A 24,076-nucleotide genomic window follows, 5' to 3' on the forward strand; every position below is an offset into this window, starting at 1 on the left:
GTTGGTCACGCTCATCAGCGGCGTGTGCAGCGCCGGGGTCACCGACCACACCACGTAATAGCCGACGAACACCGCCAGCACGAAGATGGCGAGGCGGAACACGAACGGGTCGATCGCCCCGCCCGAGAGCGCGTGCGCCGCGTTCCCGGCGATCTCCGCATAATGCTGCGCCGCCGCGTCCGCATAGGCCTGCGCCGCGTCCGCCGCCTGCCGGGCGACCTCCGCCGCGACCCGCGCGCCCTCGGCTGCGTTCTGGGCGACCGGATCGCCCGCTACCGGATTGGCCATGTCCTGTTCCCCTGAAGCCTCGACGCCGTGCCGCCAGCATCTGCCGCGCCGCGACCGGCTATTCCCCTGAAGCTGCCGGGCGCCACGCGCCCGGATGTTGTGTCATGTCCGGCGCCACGCGCCCGGTGGTCGTGTCGTGCCACGACGCGGTCTTGCAACCCTCCCAGCCGTCATCCTCGGGCTTGACCCGGGGATCCACGACCGGGCGCTCCGCCCTGTATCGTCCTTCCAGCGGCTCCGCTGGATCCCCGGGTCACCCCCCGGATCAAGTCCGGGGGCGGGGATGACGTGGGATGGCGGCCGGACGATTCCGGTCCGGCCCTGCGGCCGTCCGGGAGGACGCGAGAGGCCGGCGCGGTCAGGCCGCGCTCGCCGCCGCGTCCGCCGGCTTGAAGTTCGGGTGCACCACCGCCCCGTCCTTGGTCAGCAGCGTCGCCTTCACCAGCTCGTCGTCCCACTTCACGCTAAGTGCCTTCGTGCCCTTGTCGATCAGCGTCTCGACGAAGGCGTAGAGGTTCTTGGCGTAAAGCTGCGAGGCGGTGGCGGCGAGACGGCCGGGCACGTTGAGATGACCGACGATCTTCGCCCCGTTCGCCGTGACGACGATCTCGCCGGGCACCGCGCCCTCGACATTGCCGCCGCGCTCGACCGCGAGGTCGATGATCACCGAGCCCGCCTTCATCGCCGCGACCATCGCCGCCGAGACCAGCTTGGGCGCCGGCCGGCCGGGGATCAGCGCCGTGGTGATGACGATGTCCTGCTTGGCGATGTGGCTGGCCGTCAGCTCGGCCTGCTTGGCCTGGTACTCCGCCGACATCTGCTTGGCATAGCCGCCGGCCGTCTCGGCCTGCTTGAACTCCTCGTCCTCGACGGCGATGAACTTCGCCCCGAGGCTCTCGACCTGTTCCTTGGCCGCCGGGCGCACATCGGTCGCCGAGACCACCGCGCCGAGGCGCCGCGCCGTGGCGATCGCCTGCAGACCGGCCACGCCCGCGCCCATGATGAACACCCGCGCCGCCGGCACCGTGCCGGCCGCCGTCATCATCATCGGGAAGGCCCGGCCGAACTCGGCGGAGGCGTCGATCACCGCGCGGTAGCCGGCGAGATTCGCCTGGGAGGACAGCACGTCCATCACCTGCGCGCGGGTGATGCGCGGCATCAGCTCCATGGCGAACAGGCTGGCGCCCGTCGCCGCGATCTCGCTGAGCGCCGCCTCATTCCCATAGGGGTCGGCGATGGCGATCACCAGCGCGCCGGGCTTGATGCCGGTGAGCGCCGACGCCTCCGGCCGGCGCACCGCCAGCACCACATCCGCGCCCGCCACCGCCGCCGCATTATCCGCCGCGATCGACGCGCCCGCGCCGGCAAAATCCGCGTCGCTCACGCCCGAAGCGAGACCCGCCCCCGACGCCACAACAACCTCCGCACCCAAACCAACAAAACGCTTCACCGTCTCAACAGACGCCGAAACCCGTGGCTCCGAAGCAGAGCTCTCTTTGACAATGGTGATCCGCATGATTCAGCTCAGGATGTGACGATCAGCGTCAGCAGCAGCAGGCCGAGCAGGCCGAACAGCAGGCTGGGCTTGCCGGTGTCGGAGGCGAGGCCGACCGCCGCGACCGCGACCGAGGCCAGAGTGCCGAGGGTGAACAGGCCCCAATGGCCGTTCACGCCGCCAATGGCGAAGGCGATCATGAAGCAGCAGAGCGAGACCGTGCTGACCAGGGTGCTCTTGACGAAAAACTGGTAGGTGCCCTTGTGCGCGGCATAGTCGTTGCCGTCCGCCGTGGCGTATTCGGGCGCTCCGTGATCGGCCATGTCGACCCCCTCCCAAAGAATGATGTGGTCCTCCGCTTTAGCGGAAGACGGGGGCAGCGGCAACGGGATGTGCGGGTGCGGCTTACCGCAGACCGGCGGCAGTGAGCGCGGCGCCTTGACGCGCCGTCACCGTCGCGACGTCAAAGCCGGCGATCGCCGCCTCGAACAGAGCATGGAAATTCATCTCCGCCTTGAGATGCAGGAACACCCCGCCCAGGCCGATGGCGGCGCGGTCCATGAAGACGAATTCGCGCGGCACCCGCACCGGGCCCTGCTGCTTGAGCGCCTGATGCACCCGGAACGCCTCGCGCCGCCCATATTCGCCCGGCGCCACGCCATCGGCGATGGTGCGCACGCGGTCATCCAGCAGCGGGCCATAGATGAAGCGGGCCCAGATGTTGAGCACGTCGATCAGTTCGCGCTTGAGGCCGCGAAAGCCCCAGGTCTCATAGGCATGGACGATGCGGGCCTCGTCGCCCTCCTGCAGGCCGCGATAGAGATCGACCACGCCGCCGACGAAGGCGGGCGGGAAGATGCGGATGCAGCCATAATCGAGCAGGTTGATGCCGGAAGGCGCGCCCTCTTCCTCGAACACGGTGTAATTGCCGAGATGGGGATCGCCATGGATGACGCCGAAGCGGGCGAAGGGCAGCCACCAGGCCGCGAACATGGCCCGCGCCAGACGGTTGCGTTCCTCCAGGCTGTGATTGACGAAATCGAGCATGCGCCGGCCGTCCAGCCAGTCCATCGTCAGCAGGCGGCCGGTGGAGAGATCGGGATGCACGCGCGGCACGCGCACGCCGGGCTCGTCCGTGAGGATCGCGGCGTAAAGGCGCGCATGGGCGGCCTCGCGCTTGTAGTCGAGCTCCTCGCGCACCCGGGCGCCGATTTCCTGCGCGATCTCGCTGGTGTCGATCGCCGGGTCCATGCGGCGATGGATGGCGAGCACCACGCCGAGCTGGCGCAGATCGGCCTCCACGGCGGACTGCATGTCCGGGTATTGCAGCTTGCAGGCAAGGCGCGTGCCCTCAAGGCTGGTGGCGCGGTGCACCTGGCCGAGCGAGGCGGCCGCTGCCGGCTCCTTCTCGAAGGCGGCAAAGCGCGCCATCCAGTCCGGGCCGAGTTCGGCCATCATGCGGCGCTTGACGAAGGCCCAGCCCATCGGCGGGGCCTCGCTCTGCAAAGTGGCGAGTTCGGTGGCGTATTCGGGCGGCAGGGCGTCGGGAATGGTCGCCATCAGCTGGGCGACCTTCATGATCGGGCCTTTCAGCCCGCCCAGCGCGGCGGCCAGCGCGGCGGCGTTGCCGGTCTTGTCGTCGAGGCCGAACAGGCGGGTGCCGGCGATGCGGGCGGCGACCCCGCCGACACGGGTGCCGACGCGGGCATAGCGGGCGGCGCGGGCGGCGAGGCGGTTGCCTTCCCGGTCGGGAGTATCGGGGATATCGGACAAAAGGGCCTCGCCTGTTGCGGCCTCGCGTCACGCGGCCTCGCCACGCCCTTGCACATAAGGCGCGACGGGCGCGGCGCAAGCGCGGATCACGCCTTCGGTACGGGGCCGAGGAGGCGCTGGATCAGCAACAGGCCGAGCACGGCCAGCGGCGTGGCGAAATCGGTGTAGAGGATCGGCCCGGCATTGCCGGCGGCCATATTGCCGGTCTCGCCGATCTGGATGAGGTGGCCGACGCCCGCCCCGCCGAGAAAGCCGAGCATCATCACCCCCACCGCCGCGCGAAAGCCGGGCGAGCCGAGGAAGGCGCCGATCAGTGCGGCCATGCCGATGCCGAGATTGGCCATGCCGACCTCGAACTGGAACGGGCTCGGCGCCCAGCCGATGGAGGCGGCCACCTGGTCGGGCACGAACACATGGCCGGAAAACGCCCACAGCCCCATGAGGCCGGCGGGGAAGACGAGGATCCAGCGTAGTAATTGCGCGACGATGGCGGCCAGCGTGATCGGGCGCGGGCCGCGCGCGAGCATGAGAATGGCGACCACCAGAGCGGCCAGCCAGAACAGCAGCGGAAACCAGAAGACCATGCGCCCCTCCCCTACAGGAAGGGGCAAGCTTAGAGCATTTTCGAGCGAAGTGGATTCCGGTTCGCGTGAAGAAAATGCGTCAGAGCAAAGCTCTAGCCGGCGGTGGCGATCATCTCCAGTGCCCGCGCCACCGCGTCGCGATGCTCTGTCAGCCCCTTATAGGCGAGCTGGTCGGGATCGAGGCCGAGGATCTGCTCGCGCAGCGAGGCGGCGAGCGCGCGCCCTTCCGGGTGGCGGCGGAAGGCGTCGAATGGATCGACATGGATGCGGATGGTGAACAGCAGCGCCCCGGTCTGCGGCAGGCGGCGCAGCGTCTGGCGCTCGACCCGCACGAAGGCTTCCGGCGCCAGATTGGCGGGATCGTCGAACCAGGCGCGCGGGCGCTCCTTGGATTCGGGGTGGTGCAGCGCCGCGTCGGGGTAGATCGACCAGTTCACCCGCCATACCGGCTGGTCGACCTTCAGATTCTCGAAGATGCGGTTCATCACCCGCGCGAGCTTGGTCGGATAGCCCGGCACCTTCTCATGCACGCCGTCCATGGTCAGGCCGAACTTTTCCGCCAGCGACCAGGCCGAGGGGAAGCACAGCGCCGCCGCCACCAGCCGGTAGCCGCCCTCGCTCGGGGCGAGCAGGATGAGATCGTCCGAGACGATGTGGCTGGCGATGTCGAGCGGGAGCCGCGCGGGGTCGTCGAGATCGACGCTCTCCCCCGTCGCCAGCAATTCGAGCCGGCGCCCCTCCAGCCGGTACTGCTCGGGGAAGCGGGCGGTGAGGTGCTCCACCAGCAGCTCCAGCACCTCGCGCTGCGCGTCTTCCGTCCCCTCTTCCGCGCGAAACACCACGTCGCGCTTGTCACGCATCAGCGCGGCGCGCTCCGCCAGCGTCTCGCTGAGCTTCGCATCGGGCTCGATCCACTCGGCGAGGTCGAGCGGGGCGAGCGCGATGGAGAAGGGCTTGCGCGTGCCGTCAAACGGCGTGTGCGGGAAGGGCTCGTGCAGATAAGGCGCGGTTTCCGGCACGAGATCGGCGGCGGGGCTGGCGAGGTTCATCGGGCACAGGTCTCAAAGGGGGCGGGCCGGCACGCGGTCCCGATCCCCTTCAGATTAGAAGCTGTGCAGGCGCGATGACAGCCCATTTTGACGGCATCGGCGCGTCTGTTGATTACGTGTCGAGGGCTGCACGGCCCTGCGTGCTTCGAGGCCGCCCCTTTAGGGCGGCACCTCAGCATGACGGAGGGTCGGGAGGTGGGAGGTGAGACTAACCACACGGCGTCGCCCCACCCCGCACACCGTCATCCTGAGGTGCGCGCGCCAGCGCGCCTCGAAGGATGGTCGTGGTGAGCCCGCCTTACGGCTTGCGCGCGGCTCGTGTGCCTACGGCTTACGAGCGAGAATATCGCGGATCTCGGTCAGCAGGACCTCTTCCTTGGTCGGCGGGGCCGGCAACGGCGGCTCCTGGGCGGCGTTGCGGCGCAGCCGGTTGATGCCCTTCACCACCAGGAACAGGATCCAGGCGATGATCAGGAAATTGATGACCACGGTGAGGAAATGGCCATAGGCCAAAACCGCCCCCTGCTCGCGCGCGGCGGCGAGCGAGGGCGCGGTGACGCCGGAGGACAGGCCGACGAAATAATTGGAGAAATCGAGCCCACCAATCACCGCGCCGATCACCGGCATGAAGATGTCGGAGACGATGGACTCGACGATCCGCCCGAAGGCCGCGCCGATGATGACGCCGATGGCAAGATCGACAACATTGCCCTTCACCGCGAATTCGCGGAATTCCTTCAACACCTTGCTCATGCGCACCCTCCGTCGCGACGGTTCCCCGCGCGATTGTGGGGCGGGATGGGGGCGGCGGCAAGGGTGGGGGGGGGAAAGGGAAGCTGGGATATCCAAGGTGCCTCAGGCTTTAAAGCTGACGGCTAAATTTCAGTGTAGGAGATGGCAACAAACGTTACTGGGTGAAGGGCGGCGATGCTTGTCTGCACGAAATGCGGCAGTTCGAGATTCAACTTACAGGCCAGCGGTCGACAAAGCTGCATGGACTGCAGGAACGCTCGTGCGAAAGTTTACACGGAAAGATTGAAAGCTGCTGGCGGCCGGATCTCTGCTGCCATGAAGCGAGCGGCTTTGGCAAACGCACCCGACAGATGCCCTGTATGCATGCGAGACTGGGCGGAAATCCCACTTCCCAAGCATCGGAAAACACGGTGGGATTTTGATCACACCGTACCAATTACGCGTGGCGGTAAAACAGAATCTGGAAATGTCCGTGCGATCTGTTATTCTTGTAACTACAAGAAAAATAATAATCAGTAAGCATTCATGCGAACGAAACATGCACCTCACCACCCAGCATCTCGATCTCCGCAAACTCCTTGCCGAAACCGAGACGGATAGTGCGCGTCGTTACATGAGGAATGCGAGAGGGCCGGCAAACACGAACCAACTTGCAATTGCGTTGCGGCTAACCCGCGTCGCCTTTGAGAACTTGGGCCGCGTCAAAAGCTCCCTCGGCCTCTGGATCGGTCGAGTGGAACATAAGGACGGTTGCGGTTACCCGCTCGGTCGGTCCGCGCACAACTGTTGCTGGGGCGGTGTAGGCTGAGCCGTAAACGGTGTTGCCAACTACCGTGGCCTGAGCGCGTGTCTGGCCCGGAATGATCCCCGTCACCTGAGATCCTGTCTCGATGCCAGCGCCGGCCAGACGGAAGTGCGTATATCCTTTGGCTATGGTCAACTCTGCAGCACGCTTCAGCGCCTGGGGACCGGCCTGCCCCATGAAGATCAAGCCACCTGCATTCGTCTCTATCTGATAAGCATTCGGCGCAACCTGCATTTCGGACGTGCTTACGCAACCGGTTAGCCCAACCAATGTGCTGATCGAGAGGGCTTGCACTGTTCGCCACATGCTTGTTGCCCTAACCATTGCCGGAGAAAACGACCTACCGCTGAGCCATGTGACACAACTATAAGTCGCATGTCGACGGGTAATATCATCGGCAAATTTACTCAGGCAGATTCAGGATTTTTCTTCGGCCTCACTCCGCCGAACTCGGCCCGGAGCTTGCCCTTCTTGGTGTAGATGCCACCCTGGATCAGGAAATCACGCGCGGCCTTCTTCGACACGTTGACGCGCTCGGTTACTTCCTTGATCGCCTTGAGAATTTCCTGATTGCGCTCTTCGTGGGTCATGGCTCGCTCCCAGACTGCGGTCAAAGCTACCATTCAGAATTCCCCGGTGCATCAAAATGTAACCGATAAGAACCTCAATTCATCGGCAGCTAAATCGAATCGTCCGCCTAGGGCAGATCTCCGAACCGTAGCCGCCCCGCCCCCCAACTTGCCCGCCCTTCCCCTCCGGCGCATAAAGATCGCGCTTAGGTTCCCCGCGCCTCATCGGCCGCGCTTCTTGCCGGAGACCCCATGCTTCAGGCCTGGGTCATCATCGCCGTCGCCCTTGTCTATGTCGGCTTCCTGTTCGCGGTGGCGAGCTATGGCGACCGGCGGGTGGCGCGCGTGCCGCGGGGGCGCAAGGGGCGGCCCTACATCTACGCGCTGTCGCTCGCGGTCTACTGCACCTCCTGGACCTTCTTCGGCTCGGTCGGGCTGGCCACCACGCAGGGGGTGAACTTCCTCACCATCTATGTCGGGCCGATGCTCGTGTTCGCGCTCGGCGCGCCCTTCCTGCTGCGGCTGGTGCGGCTCGCCAAGGCGCAGAACATCACCTCCATCGCCGACTTCATCGCCGCCCGCTATGGCAAGAGCCAGGGTGTCGCGGCGCTGGTGGCGCTGGTCGCGATCGTCGGCTCGCTGCCCTACATCGCCCTGCAGCTGAAGGCGGTGTCGGCCTCGCTGGTGGCGCTGCTCGGCGATTTCGACGGGCTCGGCCTGCATTACCCGCTGGTCGGCGACCTCGCGCTGATGATCGCCGTCACCATGGCGGTGTTCGCGGTGCTGTTCGGCACCCGCCATATCGACGCCACCGAACATCAGGAAGGGCTGATGCTGGCGGTGGCGACCGAATCCATCGTCAAGCTGGTGAGCTTCCTCGCGGTCGGCCTGTTCGTCACCTTCGTCATGTTTTCCGGCCCGTTCGACCTGTTCGCGCAGGCGGCGGACAAGGGCGTGCTGCCGGTGCTGATGGAAGGCTTCTCGGCCAGCAACTGGGCGGTGATGACGATGCTCTCGGCGCTCGCCATCCTGCTGCTGCCGCGCCAGTTCCATGTCGCGGTGGTCGAGAATACCTCGGAGCAGGAAATCCGCACCGCGTCCTGGCTGTTCCCGCTCTATCTCGTGCTGATCAACCTGTTCGTCATTCCCATCGCGGTGGCCGGGCTGGTCTCCTTCCCGCCCGGCTTCATCGACGGCGACATGTATGTGCTGACCCTGCCGCTCTCGGCCGGCTCCAAGCTGATGGCGCTGGTGGCCTTTGTCGGCGGGCTGTCGGCGGCGACCGCGATGGTGATCGTCGAGACGGTGGCGCTGGCGGTGATGGTGTCCAACGACATCTTCATGCCGCTGATGGTGCGCGGCCGGCGCGGGGCGGAGGAGAGCGGGCGCGCCCTCGCGCCGGGCGAGGCCGGCCCGGCCCATGTCGACATGGGGCTGCGCCTGCTCACGGTGCGGCGCATCGCCATCTTCGCCATCTTGCTGCTGGCCTATCTCTATTACCGGCTCACCGGCGACGCGCAGCTGGCGCAGATCGGCCTGCTGTCCTTCGCCGCCGTGGCGCAGTTCGGCCCGGCGCTGCTGCTCGGGCTGATCTGGCGGCGCGGCACGGCGCTCGGCGCCATTGCCGGCATCGCCGCCGGCATCGCGCTGTGGGCCTATACGCTGCTGCTGCCGAGCCTGATCGATTCCGGCCTGTTCAGCCACGCCTTGCTGACGCAGGGCCCGTTCGGCCTCGACTGGCTGCGCCCGCAGGCGCTGCTCGGGGTGAGCGCCGGGCCGCTCGCCCATGGCGTGATGTGGAGCCTCACGGTCAACGTCATCTGCTTCTTCGCCTTCTCGCTGCTGCGCCATCCCCAACCGATCGAGCGGTTGCAGGCGAGCGTCTTCGTGGAGGCCGACCGCGCCCCCTCCGCGCCGAGCTTCCGGCTCTGGCGCTCGCCGGTGACGGTGGGCGAGCTGGTCGGCACGGTCGCCCGCTATCTCGGCGAGGAACGCACCCGCGCCTCGTTCGAGAGCGTCTCGGCGATGCGCGGGGTGACGCTGGAGCCGGCCCGCGAGGCGGATTTCCAGCTCATCCGCTATGCCGAGCACCTGCTCGCCTCGGCCATCGGCGCGGCTTCCTCGCGGCTCGTGCTGTCGCTGATGCTGAGGAAGCGCACCGTCTCCACCAAGGCGGCGCTGAAGCTGCTCGACGATGCCTCGGCCGCCATCCAGTACAATCGCGAGATCCTGCAGACCGCGCTCGACCATGTGCGCCAGGGCATCGCCGTGTTCGACCGCGATCTGCGGCTGATCTGCTGGAACCGCCAGTTCGGCGAGATGCTCGACCTGCCGCCGGAGATCGTGCGGATCGGCGTCGGCATGGACGCGATGATCCGCTTCAACGCGGCGAGCGGGGTGTTCGGCCCCGGCCCGGTCGAGGAGATCGTGCGCGAGAAGCTCGGCCGCTACGCCCGGCGCAACATCACCTTTCAGGAGCGCCTCGCCCCGCGCGGGGTGGTGATGGAGGTGCGCGTCAACACCATGCCCGATGGCGGCGTGGTGGTGACCTTCAACGACATCACCCCCACCGTCGAGGCCGCCGAGGCGCTGGAGCGCGCCAATGAGACGCTGGAGCGGCGCGTGCGCGAGCGCACCAAGGCGCTGGAGAACCTCAACGCCCAGCTCGCCCAGGCGAAATCCGCGGCGGACGAGGCCAACATCTCCAAGACCCGCTTCCTCGCCGCCGCCAGCCACGACATCCTGCAACCGCTCAACGCGGCGCGGCTCTACGCCACCAGCCTGGTCGAGCAGGCGCAGACCGGCGAGGACGGGCGGCTGGCGCGCAATGTCGACGCCTCGCTGGAAGCGGTGGAGGAGATCCTCGGCGCGCTCCTGGACATTTCACGGCTCGATGCGGGGGCGCTGAAGCCGGAAATCGGCGCCTTCCGGCTCGACGACATCTTCCGCCAGCTCGAACTCGAATACGCCCCGCTGGCGCAGGAAAAGAACCTGCGCCTCACCTTCGTGGCGAGCACGGCGGCGGTGCGCTCGGACCGGCGGCTGCTGCGCCGGCTGTTGCAGAACCTCGTCTCCAACGCGATCAAATATACCCCGCGCGGCCGGGTGCTGATCGGCGTGCGCCGCCGGCGCGGAAGGTTGCGCATTCAGGTGCTCGACACCGGGCTCGGCATACCGCAGGCCAAGCAGAAGCTGATCTTCAAGGAGTTCCAGCGGCTCGACCAGGGCGCCAAGGCGGCGCGCGGGCTCGGGCTCGGCCTCTCCATCGTCGAGCGCATCGCCCGCGTGCTCGACCACCCGATCGAGCTGATCTCCGCCTCCGGGCGCGGCAGCTCGTTCTCGGTCGAGGTGCCGTCGGCCCCGCCGATCCCGGCCGAACTGCCGCGCTCGCGCCCGCCCGCCGTTCCCGCCGCCTCGCTCGACGCGCTCACCGTGCTGTGCATCGACAATGAGCCGACCATTCTCGACGGCATGGAGACGCTGCTCACCGGCTGGGGCTGCCGGGTGGTGAAGGCGGCCGACATCACCGAGGCGCTGGCCACGCTGCGCGAGCTGAAGATCGCCCCGGACGTGCTTCTGGTCGACTATCATCTCGACGAGGGCGACGGCATCGAGGCGACCAAGCAATTGCGCTGGAAGCTCGACCAGAGCCTGCCAGCCGTGCTGATCACCGCCGACCGCTCCAAGAAGGTGCGCGACACGGCGCGCGAGACCGAAATGGAAGTGCTGAACAAGCCGGTGCGCCCGGCCGCCCTGCGCGCCTTGCTGGCGCAGTGGCGGGCGACGCGGGCGGCGGCGGAATAGCGCCCCCTCCCCCGCTCAGGGATGCGGGGCGGGGAAGCCGTGGCGCTCCGACAGGGCCGTGAGGATGGCGTCCTTGTCGTTGATGAAGCCGCGCCCCTCATGCATGCCGGTCTGGTGGCGGGAGGACGTGCCCGCGGCCAGAACGAGCAGCGGCAGGGCCTGGTTCGCCGCGCCGACAAGGTCGATCACCGCCGCGCGCGGACGCGGCCAGGCGATCCGCACCACATCGAGGCGCTCAGTGAGGTGGGGGAATGAGGCCAGCACGCCCTCCATCAGGGCACAGTGCCAGCAATAGAAGGTCTGGCCGGGAAAGGCCGGATCGGCAAAGCCGGGCGCGAGCAGGAAAAGCGTGTCGCGTTCCATCGCCGCCCCCATTCCCGGCGCCATCTCTCAGCCGGCGCCCCGCCTCAGCCGGTCGCCTGCGCCCAGTTGCCGCCTTCGATCTTGGCGGCGGCGATCACCGCCTGGGTCCGGCTCTCGACGCCGAGCTTCTGCAGGATGGCCGAGACATGGGCTTTCACCGTGGCCTCGGAGACGCCCAGCTCATAGGCGATCTGCTTGTTGAGCAGCCCCTCGGACAGCATCATCAGCACCCGCACCTGCTGCGGCGTGAGGGTGGCGAGGCGGGCGACGAGTGCCTGGCCCTCCTTGTCGGCGCCGCCCGACAGGTCGATGTCCGGCGGGGTCCAGGTGCGGCCCTCCAGCACGGCGGCGACTGCCACGCGCATCGTGTCGACCGGCGCGGTCTTGGGGATGAAGCCGGAAGCGCCGAACTCCATGCAGGAGCGGATGACGCCGGCCTCCTCATGGGCCGAGACCACCACCACCGGCACGCCGGGATATTGCGCGCGTAAATACATCAGGCCGGAAAAGCCGCGCACGCCCGGCATGCTCAGATCGAGCAGCACGAGGTCGATGTCGCTCTCGCGTTCCAGCAACCCCTGGAGATCCTCGAAGCCGCCGGCCTCGAACAGCTCGACGGTGGGGAACTGGCGTGTCACCGCCTCGCGCAGGGCGCCTCGAAACAGCGGATGGTCGTCGGCGATGATCAGCCGGAAACTCGTCGTCATATCCACTTCGCAGAGGCCCCTTCCACCCGCGCGAACCTGCCCTCTCGGCCGGCCGCGCCGCGATCATGGTTCATGGCCGGCGCCCCTGTCTTACGCAGGTTGCGTTGATCTGGCCAATTCAACGACCTTTAGTCAGCATCGCCGACAAACGCCACCACCAATTCGCGCCGATGCGGGCGGGCGCGGTGCTCGATGAGGTAGATTCCCTGCCAGGTGCCCAGCGCCAGGCGCCCATCCATGACGGGAATCGCGAGATGGATGCCGGTGAGCACGCTCTTTACATGGGCCGGCATGTCGTCCGAGCCTTCCAGATCATGCACCCAGCCGGCATGTTCGGGGGCCAGCCGGTCGAGCGCGGTGAGCAGGTCGACCTGCACCTCCGGGCTGGCATTCTCCTGAATGGTGAGCGAGGCGGAGGTGTGCCGGCAGAACAGGCTGACCTCGCCCTCCCCGGCCTTGATCGTGGCGAGGAAGTGGCGCACGGCCTGCGTCACCTCGGTGAAGCTGCGCCCTTTGGTGTCGACCGCGAGCACGGTCGAGACGCGGCGCGTCACAAGGGTTTCGCGGATGTCGCCCTGTCGGATGCGGCTCATGGGCGGGGCTCCCTGTCGTTAGGTGAACTGGACGAATGCGCCCGGCTGGGTTTGGATAGGCCGGTTCAGCCCCCGATGACAGACCCACCCCACCCCGTTGCACGGAGCGTGCCCGTTCATGTCGTCTGCCCCCGCGCCCCTCTCCGCCACCCACGCGTCCGAGCTGACGCTCGACCCGGCCGTGTTCGACCCGGCCGCGATCGCGCCGGATACGCGCGCGCTCAATGCCGCCGTCGTCAAGGCGCTGGGCGCCGTGCCGGACCGCTGGGTGTTTCCCATGGCGGTGCTGCGCAAGCTGCGGCTGGAGGGCAAGGGGCCGTTTCCGCTGGCGCCGGAAAGTCCCTATGCTGAGGTGATCGAGATTGAGGGGACGCGCGGCCCGGTATCGCTGCGCATCCTCACCCCGCCGACGCCGCCCAAGGGCGTCTATCTGCACATTCATGGCGGCGGCTGGTGCCTCGGCTCGGCGCGCGAGAATGACGGCCTCAACCACCGCTTCGTCGAGCGCACCGGCTTTGCCGTGGTCTCGGTCGATTACGGCCTCGCGCCCGAACAGCCCTGGCCGGCGGCGCCCGATGATTGCGAGGCCGCCGCGCTCTGGCTGATGCGCGAGGGAGCGGCCCGCTTCGGCACCGACCGCTTCGCCATTGGCGGGGAATCGGCCGGCGGCAATCTCGCGGTGGCGACGCTGCTGCGGCTGCGCGACCGGCACGGGCTCACCCCCTTCCGCGCGGCCAATCTGACGGCCGGCTGCTATGATCTCGGCCTCACCCCGAGCGCCCGGCAATGGGGCGACGAGCCGCTGGTGCTCAACACCCGCGATGTCCATGTCTTCGTCGGCCATTATCTGCGCGAGGGCGGCGATGTCGCGCTGGCGGACATTTCCCCGCTCCACGCCGACCTTTCCGGCCTGCCACCGGCGCTGTTCACGGTCGGCACGCGCGACGCGCTGCTCGACGACACGCTGTTCATGGCGCCGCGCTGGCTGGCGGCGGGCAATGGCGCGCAGCTCGCCGTCTATCCCGGCGGCTGCCACGTCTTCATCGGCTTTCCCGGCACGCTGGCCGATCAGGCACTGGCGCGCAGCCACGCCTTCGTGGCGAATTGCTGAGCCGGGAAGCCCGGAGCTTTTCGGCTCAGAGCTTTTCGCCCTGCCCAGCCTCCTCGCCGCGCAGGCGGTTGACCATCTCCATGAAGCGGCGGAAGGCGTGCTCGGCGACATCGAGCGCCTCGTCGAGCCGCTTGCGGGCCTCCTCGGTCATCGGCGCATCGGGCCCCGCATCCTTGTCGGCGGGCGGCGCCATGATGTCGGGCACGCCGGCGCGGCCTTTCTCAAGCTCGGCGATGCGGGCCTGAAGCCGGACGATCTCCGCCTCCAGCGCGGTGCGGTCCTCGGGCACCGCCTCGCACACCCAGGCGGCGCCGCGCAGCGAGCAGAACGACATGTTCCCCGAGCGGGTATCGAGCTTCATCAGCCCGCCCTCGACCGGCTGCATGATGAAGCCGGACGTGGCCACAGGAGGCGTTGCCGCAGGAGACATGGCCGCAGGGGACTCGCCGGGCGCGATGACGGCCGGCGCGGTGGCGGAACCGGCCTGCGCCAGAGCCCCGCCCGGCAGCGCCAGCACGAGGGCGGCGGCGGCAAGGCGGGGAAACGGGCGGGCGGGAAACCGGCGGGTGGAAAACGGCATCATCATCGTCCTTTCGCGCGTCCGGCCCCCGCGCGGCGCCCGGTTCAGGGCGTCACGGGCGGGCGACCGCTGGCCAGCGCCGATTCGAGGAAGTCGAGCCGGTCCTGACCCCAGAACACTTCCCCATCGAGAACATAGGAAGGTGACCCAAACACGTCAGCTTCCAGTGCCGCATCGTGATTGCCCTGATAGATGCAGCGGGCACGGTCGCTGTCGGCGGCCTCCAGCAGGCTGGCGGGCAGGCCCAGCTCGGCGAGGATGGCGGCGAGCACGGTGGGATCGGCGAGGTTTTCCTGGCGCTGCCACACCCCGGCACCCAGACGCGCCACCAGCGGCGCGGGATCGTCGCCATCGAGCTGGGCGGCGATGATCATGCGGTCGACAAGGCCGGGATCGAACGGCCAATGGGCGGGAGCGAGATGGAAATCGAGCCCGCGCGCCTCGCGCCACCGCTTCAGCTCCACCAGCCGGTAACGCTGGCGCACCGGGTGGCGCTTGGCCAGCGGCATGCCGCCGGTTTCCGCGAACAGCTCGCCCAGCAGCACCGGCTTGTAGTTGATGCGCGCGCCGTGGCGGCCGGCGGCGGCGAGGAAGGTGGGAAAGCCGATAAACGCCCAGGGGCTCTGGACGGAAAAATAATAATCGACGGAACGGGACATGAGAGGGCTCCTCGGGCCTTCCCGGCTCTTTGCGGCACCTTGCGGCCGCCGGGCCGGATTCGCCCGCCACGCTAGAGCACGCGCCGCCCCGGGAAAAGCGCCTGAAGAAAAGCTCCCCCTGAAACGCCGACGGCGCCCGCGAGGGGGCGCCGCCAAACGGACAATCGAGGAGAAAGACGAAAAAGTCAGGCCGCGGCGCGGGCCGGGAAGGCGGCGACCATCTGGCGGAGTTCGTCGATGGCCTCTTCGATCTCGACCTTCTGCTGTTCCAGCAGCGCAAGCTGCTCGGCGCATTTCTCGCGAGTCAGGGCAAGACCGCCGGCCGGCATGGCCGAACCTTCGCGCAGGGCGACCATCGCCTTGATCTCGGCAAGGGTGAAGCCGAGCTTCTTGCCCTTGAGGATGATGGCGAGGCGGGCGCGCTCGGCGGCGGTGTAGAGGCGGGTCAGGCCCTCGCGGCGCGGGGAGAGCAGGCCCTTGTCCTCATAGAAGCGCAGGGCGCGCAGCGTGACGTCGAATTCGCGGGCGAGATCGCCAATGGTGAAATATTGCGTCTCGGTGGCGGTGGTGGCGGCGTGCGGGGCGGCGGCGCGATCGGCTTCGAAAGAGGAGAAATCCATGTCGGCTACTCCGGGTTTTGACGGGGACACGTCAGGAAGGTTGACGCAGTGTCGCAGACCCGCTTCCCCAAGGGGAGAAAGTCGCACCCGACGTTAGGGCAACTTACTGTTAAATGACGGATCAACCCACTGATTAAACTTGATCTTTTTGATAACCGCCAATGTTCGCGCTAACCGGCGCGCGGCGACGCAAGGCCGGTTTTCCGGCCTCGGTTTACGTTCGGACATGGGGGCAATGAGCGGAAACCGGGCGCGTCAGGGGTCTACCGGGCGGGACCGCTCGATTCGCGGCTCCCAACCCTGCCCGACGTGCAGCGCAGCACGGAGGATGGTTAATCGGCGGTAGCGCATTAACGCGACATTTACCAAGAAATTGAACAGTCGGTCCCATGAGCTCCAGCGTTGGACGTGGCGATTCTCGCCGCTCCGGCGCCCGATGCGACGGAGACCCCAGGTGAGGCAAGCCGCCCCTTCGACAACGGGACAGATCGCGCCCGAAGCATGGCGAGCGATGAGCGAGGCCGCACGTCTGGCCGGCCAGCCGCTCGACCAATGGCTGAAGGATCAGCTTCTCGCCTCCAATGCCGGGGCGATGCAGACCGCCGGCGCCCCTGGCGGCACGGTGGAGGATCTCCAGCGCCGCGTGCAGGAACTCTCCGGCGTCATCGACCGGCTGGTCAGCGCCGCCCCGGCGGGCGTGACGCCGTCTGCGGCGCCTTCCATGACGCCATCTCTTGGCCTCGCCGAGTCCGGCCGTTCGCAGAGCCGCGATGCCGAGCGCCGCTTCAGCGAGCCGGTCCGCGCCAGCGAGCCGCCGCGCATGGCCGAGCCGGCCTATCGCACCGATGCCTATGCGGCGGCGGGTATGGCCCGCTCGCCCTCTCCCGTCGTCCCGGCCGCGCCGGCCTCCTCCGAGAGCCGGCTCGACGCGGCGCTGCGCCAGATCAATGAGCGGCTCGATTCGATCAACACGCCGCGCCAGCGGCCCGCGAGTGCCCCGAGCGCGAGTGCCGCCACCACGGCAACCGCTGCGGCGAGCCCCGCCAACCATTATTTCGACCGGCGGGTGAACGAGATCGTGCGCACGGCGGAAACGCTGGGCCGCGCCGGCCAGCCTCTTGCCGGCCGCTTCATGGAGAGCGCGCCCGGCCCCGACGCGATCGAGGCGGCGGTGGCGGAGATCGCCGCGCGCCAGAGCGAACTCGACGCCCCGCGCGAGCGGCGCATCCCCTCCCCGCCTTCCGTGCCGGTTTCCCCCACGGTGCCGCCGCTCGGCAGCACGGGCGCGCCGCCGGCCTCCCGCAGCCTGCTGATCAATGAGCAGATCGGCGCGCTGCAGCGCGACCTCGGCGAGATGCGCGAGAGCATCGCCGCCCTCGCCCCGCGCCGCGCGGTCGACGAATTGCAGCGCACCGTGGCCCGCCTTGCCGACCGCGCCGAGCGGGCGCAGGTGGGCGATGACGAGCTGCGCGCCACGCTCGGCTCGATGCGCGAGATGATCGGCGCCCTCAAGCTGCCCGAGCACCCGGCGGTGCTGATGGGCCGCATCGAGACGCTGGAGCGCAAGATCGACATCGTCAACGCCAAGAGCGTCGACGGCGCCGCCATCGCCCGGTTACAGGCGCAGGCCAATGAAATCCGCGACCTGCTCGGGCGCGCCCTGTCGACCGACGCGCTGCGCCTGCTGGCCGAACAGGTGGCGATGCTCGCCGCCAAGGTCAGCCAGATGCCGGCCGTAGACGAGGCGATGATCCGCTCCGTGGTCGGCAATCTGGAGCGGCGGATCGACCATCTCGCCGACACGATCGGCAACCAGCCGGCGCCGACGATTCCGCTCGGCGACATCTTCAGCCGTCTCGACTCGATCCAGAACGGCCTCGCCAGCGTGCGCCGCGACGTGCCGGCCGGTGTCGAGCCGCTGATCCGCGGGCTTGCCGACCGCATCGAGCGGATCGAGCGCCCGATCGACATTCCCGACCACGGCCCACGCTTCGACGCGCTGAGCCGGCAGGTGGCGGCGATCGCCGAGAAGCTCGACGCGGCCGGCGATCCGGCGGCGAAGATCGGCGGGCAGCTCGCCACCATCGAACGCGCGGTGAACGATCTCTTCATCCAGATGGAAGAGACCCGCGCCACCATCCTCGCCAATGCCGGCCATCGCCCGCGCGCCGGTGCCGCGTCCGGTTCCGCCCTGCTGAAGCGCGAGATCGCCGCCATCGAGGCGAACCGGGCAACCGCTGCCGCGCCCGCCGCGCCGCCCGCGATGGCGCCCCCCGCGCCGGAACGCACGGCGCCGGAGAACGTGGCACAACCGGCCGCGCCCGTTTCGCAGGCCACGGAGCCGCAGCCCAGCGTCGCCCCGCCGCCGGCCTCGATCCCCAAGCCGTTCGAGCCGCAATTGATGCGCGCCGCGCTGGAGGAACTCTCCCGCTCGCCGGAGGTGGTCGCCGCCTTCGCCGCGCCGGAGCCGGCGCCCGCGCCGGCCCAGATGGCGCCCGCTTATGTGGCACCCGCCGCTGTCCCGGCGTCCCCGGCCGTGCCCGGCCCGGCCTTCGAGCCCGATGAAGGCGCGCTGATCGGCGCGCTGGGCGACGACTATCTCTATGAGAACACCACGCCGCCGCGCGCCGCCCGCGCGCCGGCGCGCCCGCTCGCCCCGGCGGCCGAGAATGATGATGACGCGGCGCTGCTGGCCGGCGCGCCGAGCCGCACGCAATTCATCGCCCAGGCCCGCCGCGCCACGCAGCCGGCCTCGGTGGTTCTGCCGGAAATGCACAGCCGCATCGGCGACCGCCAGCAGCGCGCCAAGCCGGTATCGCCCGGCCGGCGCTGGCTGGCGCGCATCCGCGCCATGCTGCTGATCGGCATGTGCGGCTCGGCCATGGCCTATGGCTCCTGGCACCTGCTGACGACGATGCGCGAGGCGCAGCTGCGCGCCAAGGCGCCGGCCGCCGCCGGCATTCCCCCGCGCAATGTCGCCCGCCCGGCGGCACCCACCGCCGCGCCGGGCTCGCTGCCCTCGCCCGACGACATCACCGGCTCGGTCGGCGCGCCGCGCTCGGCCCCGGCGCTGCCGGCCGCGCCCCCGGCCCTGCCGGAACCGGCGCCCGATCTTGTGCCCGACACCCCGCCGGGCCCCTCCAGCCTGTCGGCACCGACCGATCTGCCCGGCGCGATCGGCAGCCAGGGCCTGCGCTCGGCCGCGCTGGCCGGCGATCCGGTCGCCGCCTATGAGATCGGCCACCGCTTCATGGACGGCGTCGGCGTCGCCGCCAGCGCCGCGCGCGCCGCCGAATGGTTCGAATTCGCCGCCGCCAATGGCTCGGTGCCCGCCGCCTACCGGCTCGGCGCGATCTATGAGAAGGGTCTCGACGGCGTCACCCGCGACGTCGCCCGCGCCCGCGTGCTCTATGAGCAGGCGGCCAAGGCCGGCAATGTCCGCGCCATGCACAATCTCGGCGTGCTGCTCGCCGCCGGGATCGACGGCCAGCCCGATTACCGCACGGCGGCGCAGTGGTTCGCCCGGGCGGCGGAACGCGGCGTGCGCGACAGCCAGTACAATCTCGCGGTGCTCTATGCGCGCGGCTTCGGCGTGGCGGTCGATCTCGGCCAGGCCTGGCGCTGGTTCTCGCTGGCGGCCGCCGCCGGCGATGGCGAGGCGGGCGTGAAGCGCGACGAGATCGCCGCCAAGCTCGACGCCAAGGCGCTCGCCACCGCCCGGGCGGCGATCGCCAAATGGACGCCGATCGTGGTCGACGCCAAGGCGAACGGCTCCGACTGGAACACCGACGGCTCGGTGCCGAAGAAGACCGCGTCGCGCTGACGGGTTCACGCTGACGCGACGCCCTGCCCCGCCTCAGCGGTCCGGCAGGCAGGCATGATAGGCGAAGCGGTAGATGCGCGCCCCGCCGACCAGATGCGCGATATAGGGCCCGCCAAACAGCCCGGCCAGCGCGGCATCGCGAATGTTCAGCCCGCCCGCATAGGCGCCCAGCGCCGGCATGACGAGCCGCGCCCCATCGCTGGCAAAGCAGCGCCGGCGCAGGCTGCGCCCGCGCAGCAGGAGGCGCGCCACCGGGTGCAGATGGCCGGCGATCTCGCCCGTCGCCGCGCCGGCGGAGGGTTCATGGCGCAGGGTGAGCGGGCCGACGCGCAATTCCTCGACATGGACGCCGCCAAGGCCCGGCATCGGGTCGGGATCGTGGTTGCCGGCGACCCAGACCATCTCCCGCCCTGCGCTCAGGCCGGCCAGCATGTCGCGCTCCAGCGCGCCGAGCCGGGCGGCACCGCGCCGGTCGTGGAAACTGTCTCCGAGCATGACCAGGGTGCGGGGGTTCCAGCGCGCGACGATCTCGGTGAGCAGTGCCAGCGTGGCGCGGGTGTCATAGGGCGGCAGCGGCACGCCGCGCGCGGCGAAGGAGGAGCCCTTTTCCAGATGCAAATCGGCGGCGATCAGCATGCGCTCGGCTGGCCACCACAGCGCGCCGGCAGGATCGAGCACGAGGCGCGCGCCGGCCAGGAGAAAGCCGTCGGCTTCCTCATCCCGTTCATCCAGCGCCGTCGCGGCCCGCATCGGCTCCACCCATCGCCTCCCGTATCAGTTCGTCCTCGGCCTCGGCCAGCAGGGCTTCCGACGCCTCGCCCGCCACCCGCTCGCGGCCGATCTCCAGCATGACCGGCACGGCGAGCGGGGAGACGCGCGCCAGCGGCACATGTTCGATTCGCCCGCGGATGCGCATCAGCATGTCGGACAGCCGGCGAATGTCCAACAGCCCCGTCGCCGCATCCGCCCGCGCCGCGCGCAGCAGCACATGGCCGGGCTCATGCCGGCGCAGCACGTCGTAAATGAGATCGGTGGACATCGTCACCTGCCGCGCATTCTTCTCCTTGCCGGGAAAGCGCCGCTCGATCAGCCCGCTGATGATGGCGCACTGGCGGAAGGTGCGCTTCATCAGCGAGGATTCCGCCAGCCAGTCCTCCAGATCGTCGCCCAGCATGTCGGCGTCGAACAGCCCGTCGAGCGAGAGCCGACCCTGCGCCAGCGCCAGCGAGAGATCGGACATGCCGTAAATGGCGATGGCGTAGTCATTGGCCATGAAGCCGAGCGGGTTCAGCCGCGCCCGGTCGAGCCGGCGGGTCAGCAGCATGCCGAGCGTCTGGTGGGCGAGCCGGCCCTCGAACGGGTAGGCGACGAGATAATGCCGCCCGCCGCGCGGAAACGTCTCGACCAGCAGATCGTCGCGGCCGGGCAGGCGCGAGCGCCATTTCTGCAGCTCCAGCCACTCCCGCACCTGGCCGGGCAGGCTGGCCCAGCGTTGCGGGTCCGCCAGCAGCGCGCGCACCCCGGCGGCGAGGAAGGTGGAGAGCGGGAACTTGCCCCCGGCATAGGAGGGCACACGCGGATCGGTCGCATGGGTGCGGGCGACGCGCATCTCGTTCTCGACGATCGACAGAAAGGCCAGCACCTCGCCGGCGAAGACGAAGGTATCGCCGGGGCTGAGCTGCTCGGCGAAATATTCCTCCACCTCGCCCAGCACCCGCCCGCCATAGCGCGCCTTGGCCCCGGCGAGGCGCACCTTGAGCATGCTCGCCTCGACGATGGTGCCGACATTCAGCCGGTATTGCTGCGCCATCTGCGGGTTGGCGACCCGCCAGCGGCCATCCTTCATCTGCCGGATGCGGGCGAAACGCTCATAGGCGCGCAGCGCGTAGCCCCCCGTGGCGACGAAATCGAGCACGTCGTCGAAATCCTGGCGGGTAAGCTCCGCATAGGGCTCGGCGGAGGCGACTTCGGCATAAAGATCATCGGCCGCCACCGGGCCGGCGCAGGTCATGCCGAGCACATGCTGGGCGAGCACATCGAGCGCGCCGGAGCGCACCACCGTGCTGTCCTGCGCCCCCGCGCGCACCGCCTCCAGCGCGGCGCGGCATTCCAGAACCTCGAACCGGTTGGCCGGCACCAGCACGGCGCGCGAGGGCTCATCCAGCCGGTGATTGGCCCGGCCGATGCGCTGCATGAGGCGCGAGGAGCCCTTGGGCGCGCCGACATTGATGACCAGATCGACCGCGCCCCAGTCGATGCCGAGATCGAGCGAGGAGGTGCAGACCACCGCTTTCAGCCGGCCCTCGCCCATCGCCGCCTCGACCTTGCGGCGCTGCCCGACATCGAGCGAGCCGTGATGCAGGGCGATCGGCAGATTGGCCTCGTTGACGTGCCAGAGCTCCTGAAACAGCAGCTCGGCCTGCATCCGCGTGTTGACGAAGACCAGCGTCGTCGTGTTGGCGGTGATGAGACGGTAGATTTCCTTGAGCGCATGGCGCGCCGTATGGCCGGCCCAGGGCACATGGGCGGCGCTGTCCAGCATGGACAGGCTGGGCGCGGCGCCCGCTTCCGCCACCACCACATCGCCCATCTCATGAGCCCCCCTCTGCGGCACCAGCCAGCGGCGCAGCGTGTCCGGGTCGGCCACCGTGGCCGACAGCCCGACCGTCTGCGCCAGCGGGGCGATGGCCCGCAGCCGAGCGAGGCCGAGGCTGAGCAGGTCGCCGCGCTTGGAGCCGGCCAGCGCGTGGAGTTCATCCAGCACGATGCGCCGGAGATCGCCGAACAGCGGCTCGGCGTCGGCGGAGGCGAGCAGCAGCGCGATCTGCTCGGGCGTGGTCAGCAGGATATCCGGCGGATCACGGCGCTGGCGCTGGCGGCGCGAGGCCGGCGTGTCGCCGGTGCGGGTCTCGATGCGGATCGGCAGGCGCATTTCCTCCGCCGGGCGCTCCAGATTGCGCGCCACATCGACCGCCAGCGCCTTGAGCGGGGAGATGTAGAGCGTGTGGACGCCGGTCGGGCGCACGCTGTTGCGCGCGGTGGGGCGCTCGGCCAGCTCGACGAGGCTCGGCAGAAAGCCGGCCAGCGTCTTCCCTGCGCCGGTGGGAGCGATCAGCAGGGTGGAGCGGCCGTCGCGCGCCTTCTCCAAGAGTTCCAGCTGATGCGCACGCGGCGCCCAGCCCCGCCCGGCGAACCAGCGGCGGAAGATGTCGGGCAGGAGATCGTCAGGGCGTTCGGAATCGCGTGGGGGCACCGGGCAAAGCTAATGGCTCGGGGCGGAATTGCGAGGGGCGGTGAGCGCAAGGGCCGTCATGCCTACGTCATCCCCGGGCTTGGCCCGGGGATCCACGACTATCCGCGAGCGCGGAGGGGACGAAGACGAGGATGGCCGGGCCATGCGATGACCCGCCCAACTCCTCCCAACGGCGAGAGTCCCTTTCCACCGCGGGCCGCGTGGGAAGGGGGCGGTTCAAATGCTGAAATCGCGACGCGTCGTGCCTGGGCGAACGCCGTGGATGAAATCGGCGAGCCCCGTGCCGATGCTGCGCGCGAGGTCGCCCAGCTCCTGCGCGGCGTAGTGCCAGACGACGAGGCTGAGAGCGATGTTAAGGGCGGCGATCAGCGCCGGTCCCTGCCACTCCCGCTGATGCAGCCGGGCCGGATCCTGCGCGACCTTGATGCTGACGATCGCAAGAGACGCCACCGGCGGTCCGATGACCAGCGGAATCCAGGCCAGCACCCGCGCCACGTCGGGCAGGCTGAGGCTGGCGAGCTGGCGGCCGAACAGCAGCGACATCAGTCGGTTGACGCTACTGTTGGCGGCGACGTCGGCCATGGGAATGAAGCTGCGGCAATTCTCGCAGGTGGTCGTCTGCGCGGAGATGGGAAAGCCGCAATGCGGGCACCGCAGCATCGCGGGCAGACGCTCGCGATTCAACGATAGCCCCCTGCGGCCGCCGCCGCCAGATTGCGGAGGTAACGCTCATTCATCGCCTTGGCGGTCTGGTAGGCATCGATCCACGACCAGATGTTGATGATCCAGCCGAGAAACACGAACCAAAGCAGGATGCAGGCGAAGAACATGAAAATGCCCTTGCCGATCTGCCCATTGTAAAGCTGCCCCGCCCCGACAATGACGATGGACAGCAGAAGAGCGACGCCCGCCGACTTCGCCCCGGCCGCGCCGGGATCGAGAATAACGACGGAACTCGGGCGCGGCTCCGAAATCTGGTTGGTGACCTGCACCACGGTCGAGCCCGGTGCGGCGTTGATCGGCCCGGACGGAGGCGGGGGCGAGGACGGCGCCGCGCGCGGAGCGAACAACCCTTTCAGCGCGCCATCATCTGCGGCCTTCACCCACACTTCAGAGCCGAGCCGCACCACCTCGGTATCGGCCGCCAGACGCCCCTCGCGGACGAAATCGCGCAATTGGTGGCCGGTGAAGGGGCCAAACACCTGCCCGTCCATATGGGTGTACCATTGACCGTCCAGAGGATGCGG

General features: G+C 69.0%; 23 protein-coding genes. 4 read left to right on the forward strand and 19 right to left on the reverse strand.

The genetic code is table 11. The annotated features are described in order from the left end of the window. The 7 genes from KIP89_RS06115 to mscL form a co-directional block, all read right to left on the reverse strand. A partial coding sequence (locus tag KIP89_RS06115) for a proton-translocating transhydrogenase family protein (RefSeq protein WP_213754536.1) occupies positions 1–288 on the reverse strand: 288 nt, incomplete at its 3' end. 358 nt (positions 289–646) lie between these two features. Beyond that, positions 647–1,804 (reverse strand): Re/Si-specific NAD(P)(+) transhydrogenase subunit alpha, encoded by a 1,158-nt coding sequence (locus tag KIP89_RS06120; protein ID WP_213754537.1) that lies wholly within the window; start codon positions 1,802–1,804, stop codon positions 647–649. Between the two features lie 8 nt (positions 1,805–1,812). Then, positions 1,813–2,106: an aa3-type cytochrome c oxidase subunit IV gene (locus KIP89_RS06125; RefSeq protein WP_213754538.1), complete on the reverse strand. Its 294-nt coding sequence runs from the start codon at positions 2,104–2,106 to the stop codon at positions 1,813–1,815. Between the two features lie 82 nt (positions 2,107–2,188). Continuing rightward, positions 2,189–3,547 carry an ABC1 kinase family protein gene (locus KIP89_RS06130; RefSeq protein ID WP_369807109.1) on the reverse strand — a complete coding sequence of 453 codons (1,359 nt, stop codon included), beginning with the start codon at positions 3,545–3,547 and terminating at the stop codon, positions 2,189–2,191. 95 nt (positions 3,548–3,642) lie between these two features. Further along, positions 3,643–4,140, reverse strand: coding sequence for a DUF6790 family protein (locus KIP89_RS06135; RefSeq protein WP_213754540.1), 498 nt, complete (start codon positions 4,138–4,140; stop codon positions 3,643–3,645). A 92-nt stretch (positions 4,141–4,232) separates the two neighbouring features. Further along, complete coding sequence (locus KIP89_RS06140; RefSeq protein ID WP_213754541.1) at positions 4,233–5,189, reverse strand: heme-dependent oxidative N-demethylase family protein; 957 nt, start codon at positions 5,187–5,189, stop codon at positions 4,233–4,235. 324 nt (positions 5,190–5,513) lie between these two features. After that, positions 5,514–5,933, reverse strand: coding sequence for a large conductance mechanosensitive channel protein MscL (mscL, locus tag KIP89_RS06145; RefSeq protein ID WP_213755396.1), 420 nt, complete (start codon positions 5,931–5,933; stop codon positions 5,514–5,516). A 372-nt stretch (positions 5,934–6,305) separates the two neighbouring features. Here mscL and KIP89_RS20110 point away from each other — a divergent pair, with 372 nt between their 5' ends. Then, positions 6,306–6,461 (forward strand): HNH endonuclease, encoded by a 156-nt coding sequence (locus KIP89_RS20110; RefSeq protein ID WP_369807110.1) that lies wholly within the window; start codon positions 6,306–6,308, stop codon positions 6,459–6,461. Between the two features lie 148 nt (positions 6,462–6,609). On the opposite strand, the gene KIP89_RS06155 is transcribed toward KIP89_RS20110, so the two are convergent. After that, a complete protein-coding gene (locus tag KIP89_RS06155; RefSeq protein ID WP_213754543.1) occupies positions 6,610–6,981 on the reverse strand; it encodes a hypothetical protein in 372 nt (123 codons plus the stop codon). Positions 6,982–7,154: 173 nt separating this feature from the next. Next, a complete protein-coding gene (locus KIP89_RS06160) occupies positions 7,155–7,337 on the reverse strand; it encodes a hypothetical protein (RefSeq protein ID WP_213754544.1) in 183 nt (60 codons plus the stop codon). A gap of 231 nt (positions 7,338–7,568) precedes the next feature. On the opposite strand from KIP89_RS06160, the gene KIP89_RS06165 reads away from it, so the two are divergent. Then, a complete protein-coding gene (locus tag KIP89_RS06165; RefSeq protein ID WP_213754545.1) occupies positions 7,569–11,120 on the forward strand; it encodes a PAS domain-containing hybrid sensor histidine kinase/response regulator in 3,552 nt (1,183 codons plus the stop codon). A 15-nt stretch (positions 11,121–11,135) separates the two neighbouring features. Here the strand turns inward: KIP89_RS06165 and KIP89_RS06170 are convergent, their stop codons facing one another. The 3 genes from KIP89_RS06170 to KIP89_RS06180 form a co-directional block, all read right to left on the reverse strand. Then, on the reverse strand, positions 11,136–11,483 hold the full coding sequence (locus KIP89_RS06170) for a DUF3088 domain-containing protein (RefSeq protein WP_213754546.1): 348 nt from the start codon (positions 11,481–11,483) through the stop codon (positions 11,136–11,138). Between the two features lie 44 nt (positions 11,484–11,527). Beyond that, on the reverse strand, positions 11,528–12,190 hold the full coding sequence (locus KIP89_RS06175; protein ID WP_213754547.1) for a response regulator transcription factor: 663 nt from the start codon (positions 12,188–12,190) through the stop codon (positions 11,528–11,530). A 128-nt stretch (positions 12,191–12,318) separates the two neighbouring features. Further along, positions 12,319–12,783: a secondary thiamine-phosphate synthase enzyme YjbQ gene (locus KIP89_RS06180; protein ID WP_213754548.1), complete on the reverse strand. Its 465-nt coding sequence runs from the start codon at positions 12,781–12,783 to the stop codon at positions 12,319–12,321. Between the two features lie 118 nt (positions 12,784–12,901). Between KIP89_RS06180 and KIP89_RS06185 the strand changes: the two genes are divergently transcribed. Then, positions 12,902–13,894 carry an alpha/beta hydrolase gene (locus KIP89_RS06185; RefSeq protein ID WP_213754549.1) on the forward strand — a complete coding sequence of 331 codons (993 nt, stop codon included), beginning with the start codon at positions 12,902–12,904 and terminating at the stop codon, positions 13,892–13,894. 25 nt (positions 13,895–13,919) lie between these two features. Here KIP89_RS06185 and KIP89_RS06190 read toward each other — a convergent pair whose 3' ends face one another. The 3 genes from KIP89_RS06190 to KIP89_RS06200 all read right to left on the reverse strand — a co-directional run bounded on the left by KIP89_RS06190 (position 13,920) and on the right by KIP89_RS06200 (position 15,753). Continuing rightward, the gene (locus KIP89_RS06190) at positions 13,920–14,480 is read right to left on the reverse strand and encodes a hypothetical protein (protein ID WP_250152246.1); all 561 of its coding nucleotides are present in this window, start codon (positions 14,478–14,480) and stop codon (positions 13,920–13,922) included. 38 nt (positions 14,481–14,518) lie between these two features. Then, entirely contained in the window at positions 14,519–15,133 is a 615-nt protein-coding gene (locus KIP89_RS06195; RefSeq protein ID WP_213754550.1) for a 2-hydroxychromene-2-carboxylate isomerase, read from the reverse strand. A gap of 185 nt (positions 15,134–15,318) precedes the next feature. Beyond that, a complete protein-coding gene (locus KIP89_RS06200) occupies positions 15,319–15,753 on the reverse strand; it encodes a MerR family transcriptional regulator (RefSeq protein WP_213754551.1) in 435 nt (144 codons plus the stop codon). Between the two features lie 511 nt (positions 15,754–16,264). Between KIP89_RS06200 and KIP89_RS06205 the strand changes: the two genes are divergently transcribed. After that, positions 16,265–19,576 (forward strand): tetratricopeptide repeat protein, encoded by a 3,312-nt coding sequence (locus tag KIP89_RS06205; protein WP_213754552.1) that lies wholly within the window; start codon positions 16,265–16,267, stop codon positions 19,574–19,576. A 33-nt stretch (positions 19,577–19,609) separates the two neighbouring features. On the opposite strand, the gene pdeM is transcribed toward KIP89_RS06205, so the two are convergent. The 4 genes from pdeM to KIP89_RS06225 all read right to left on the reverse strand — a co-directional run bounded on the left by pdeM (position 19,610) and on the right by KIP89_RS06225 (position 24,043). Next, the gene (gene pdeM, locus KIP89_RS06210; protein ID WP_213754553.1) at positions 19,610–20,326 is read right to left on the reverse strand and encodes a ligase-associated DNA damage response endonuclease PdeM; all 717 of its coding nucleotides are present in this window, start codon (positions 20,324–20,326) and stop codon (positions 19,610–19,612) included. Beyond that, positions 20,301–22,829: a ligase-associated DNA damage response DEXH box helicase gene (locus KIP89_RS06215; RefSeq protein WP_213754554.1), complete on the reverse strand. Its 2,529-nt coding sequence runs from the start codon at positions 22,827–22,829 to the stop codon at positions 20,301–20,303. Before KIP89_RS06215 ends, pdeM begins: the two co-directional genes overlap by 26 nt. 216 nt (positions 22,830–23,045) lie before the next feature. Beyond that, positions 23,046–23,513: a hypothetical protein gene (locus tag KIP89_RS06220; RefSeq protein WP_213754555.1), complete on the reverse strand. Its 468-nt coding sequence runs from the start codon at positions 23,511–23,513 to the stop codon at positions 23,046–23,048. Next, a complete protein-coding gene (locus KIP89_RS06225; RefSeq protein WP_250152247.1) occupies positions 23,510–24,043 on the reverse strand; it encodes a DUF4339 domain-containing protein in 534 nt (177 codons plus the stop codon). The genes KIP89_RS06220 and KIP89_RS06225 overlap by 4 nt, the downstream gene beginning before the upstream one ends. Between the last annotated feature and the right edge of the window lie 33 nt (positions 24,044–24,076).

This window comes from Ancylobacter radicis, assembly GCF_018449475.1.
Taxonomy (GTDB): Bacteria; Pseudomonadota; Alphaproteobacteria; order Rhizobiales; family Xanthobacteraceae; genus Ancylobacter; species Ancylobacter radicis.

Bases quoted from the DNA above. Each gene is read 5' to 3' on its own strand.
- KIP89_RS06120 (WP_213754537.1), bottom strand. From the start codon at position 1,804: ATGCGGATCACCATTGTCAAAGAGAGCTCTGCTTCGGAGCCACGGGTT.
- KIP89_RS06125 (WP_213754538.1), bottom strand. From the start codon at position 2,106: ATGGCCGATCACGGAGCGCCCGAATACGCCACGGCGGACGGCAACGAC.
- KIP89_RS06135 (WP_213754540.1), bottom strand. From the start codon at position 4,140: ATGGTCTTCTGGTTTCCGCTGCTGTTCTGGCTGGCCGCTCTGGTGGTC.
- KIP89_RS06140 (WP_213754541.1), bottom strand. From the start codon at position 5,189: ATGAACCTCGCCAGCCCCGCCGCCGATCTCGTGCCGGAAACCGCGCCT.
- KIP89_RS20110 (WP_369807110.1), top strand. From the start codon at position 6,306: ATGCGAGACTGGGCGGAAATCCCACTTCCCAAGCATCGGAAAACACGG.
- KIP89_RS06155 (WP_213754543.1), bottom strand. From the start codon at position 6,981: ATGCAGGTTGCGCCGAATGCTTATCAGATAGAGACGAATGCAGGTGGC.
- KIP89_RS06160 (WP_213754544.1), bottom strand. From the start codon at position 7,337: ATGACCCACGAAGAGCGCAATCAGGAAATTCTCAAGGCGATCAAGGAA.
- KIP89_RS06165 (WP_213754545.1), top strand. From the start codon at position 7,569: ATGCTTCAGGCCTGGGTCATCATCGCCGTCGCCCTTGTCTATGTCGGC.
- KIP89_RS06170 (WP_213754546.1), bottom strand. From the start codon at position 11,483: ATGGAACGCGACACGCTTTTCCTGCTCGCGCCCGGCTTTGCCGATCCG.
- KIP89_RS06175 (WP_213754547.1), bottom strand. From the start codon at position 12,190: ATGACGACGAGTTTCCGGCTGATCATCGCCGACGACCATCCGCTGTTT.
- KIP89_RS06180 (WP_213754548.1), bottom strand. From the start codon at position 12,783: ATGAGCCGCATCCGACAGGGCGACATCCGCGAAACCCTTGTGACGCGC.
- KIP89_RS06185 (WP_213754549.1), top strand. From the start codon at position 12,902: ATGTCGTCTGCCCCCGCGCCCCTCTCCGCCACCCACGCGTCCGAGCTG.
- KIP89_RS06190 (WP_250152246.1), bottom strand. From the start codon at position 14,480: ATGATGATGCCGTTTTCCACCCGCCGGTTTCCCGCCCGCCCGTTTCCC.
- KIP89_RS06195 (WP_213754550.1), bottom strand. From the start codon at position 15,133: ATGTCCCGTTCCGTCGATTATTATTTTTCCGTCCAGAGCCCCTGGGCG.
- KIP89_RS06200 (WP_213754551.1), bottom strand. From the start codon at position 15,753: ATGGATTTCTCCTCTTTCGAAGCCGATCGCGCCGCCGCCCCGCACGCC.
- KIP89_RS06205 (WP_213754552.1), top strand. From the start codon at position 16,265: ATGAGCGAGGCCGCACGTCTGGCCGGCCAGCCGCTCGACCAATGGCTG.
- pdeM (WP_213754553.1), bottom strand. From the start codon at position 20,326: ATGCGGGCCGCGACGGCGCTGGATGAACGGGATGAGGAAGCCGACGGC.
- KIP89_RS06225 (WP_250152247.1), bottom strand. From the start codon at position 24,043: ATGGACGGGCAGGTGTTTGGCCCCTTCACCGGCCACCAATTGCGCGAT.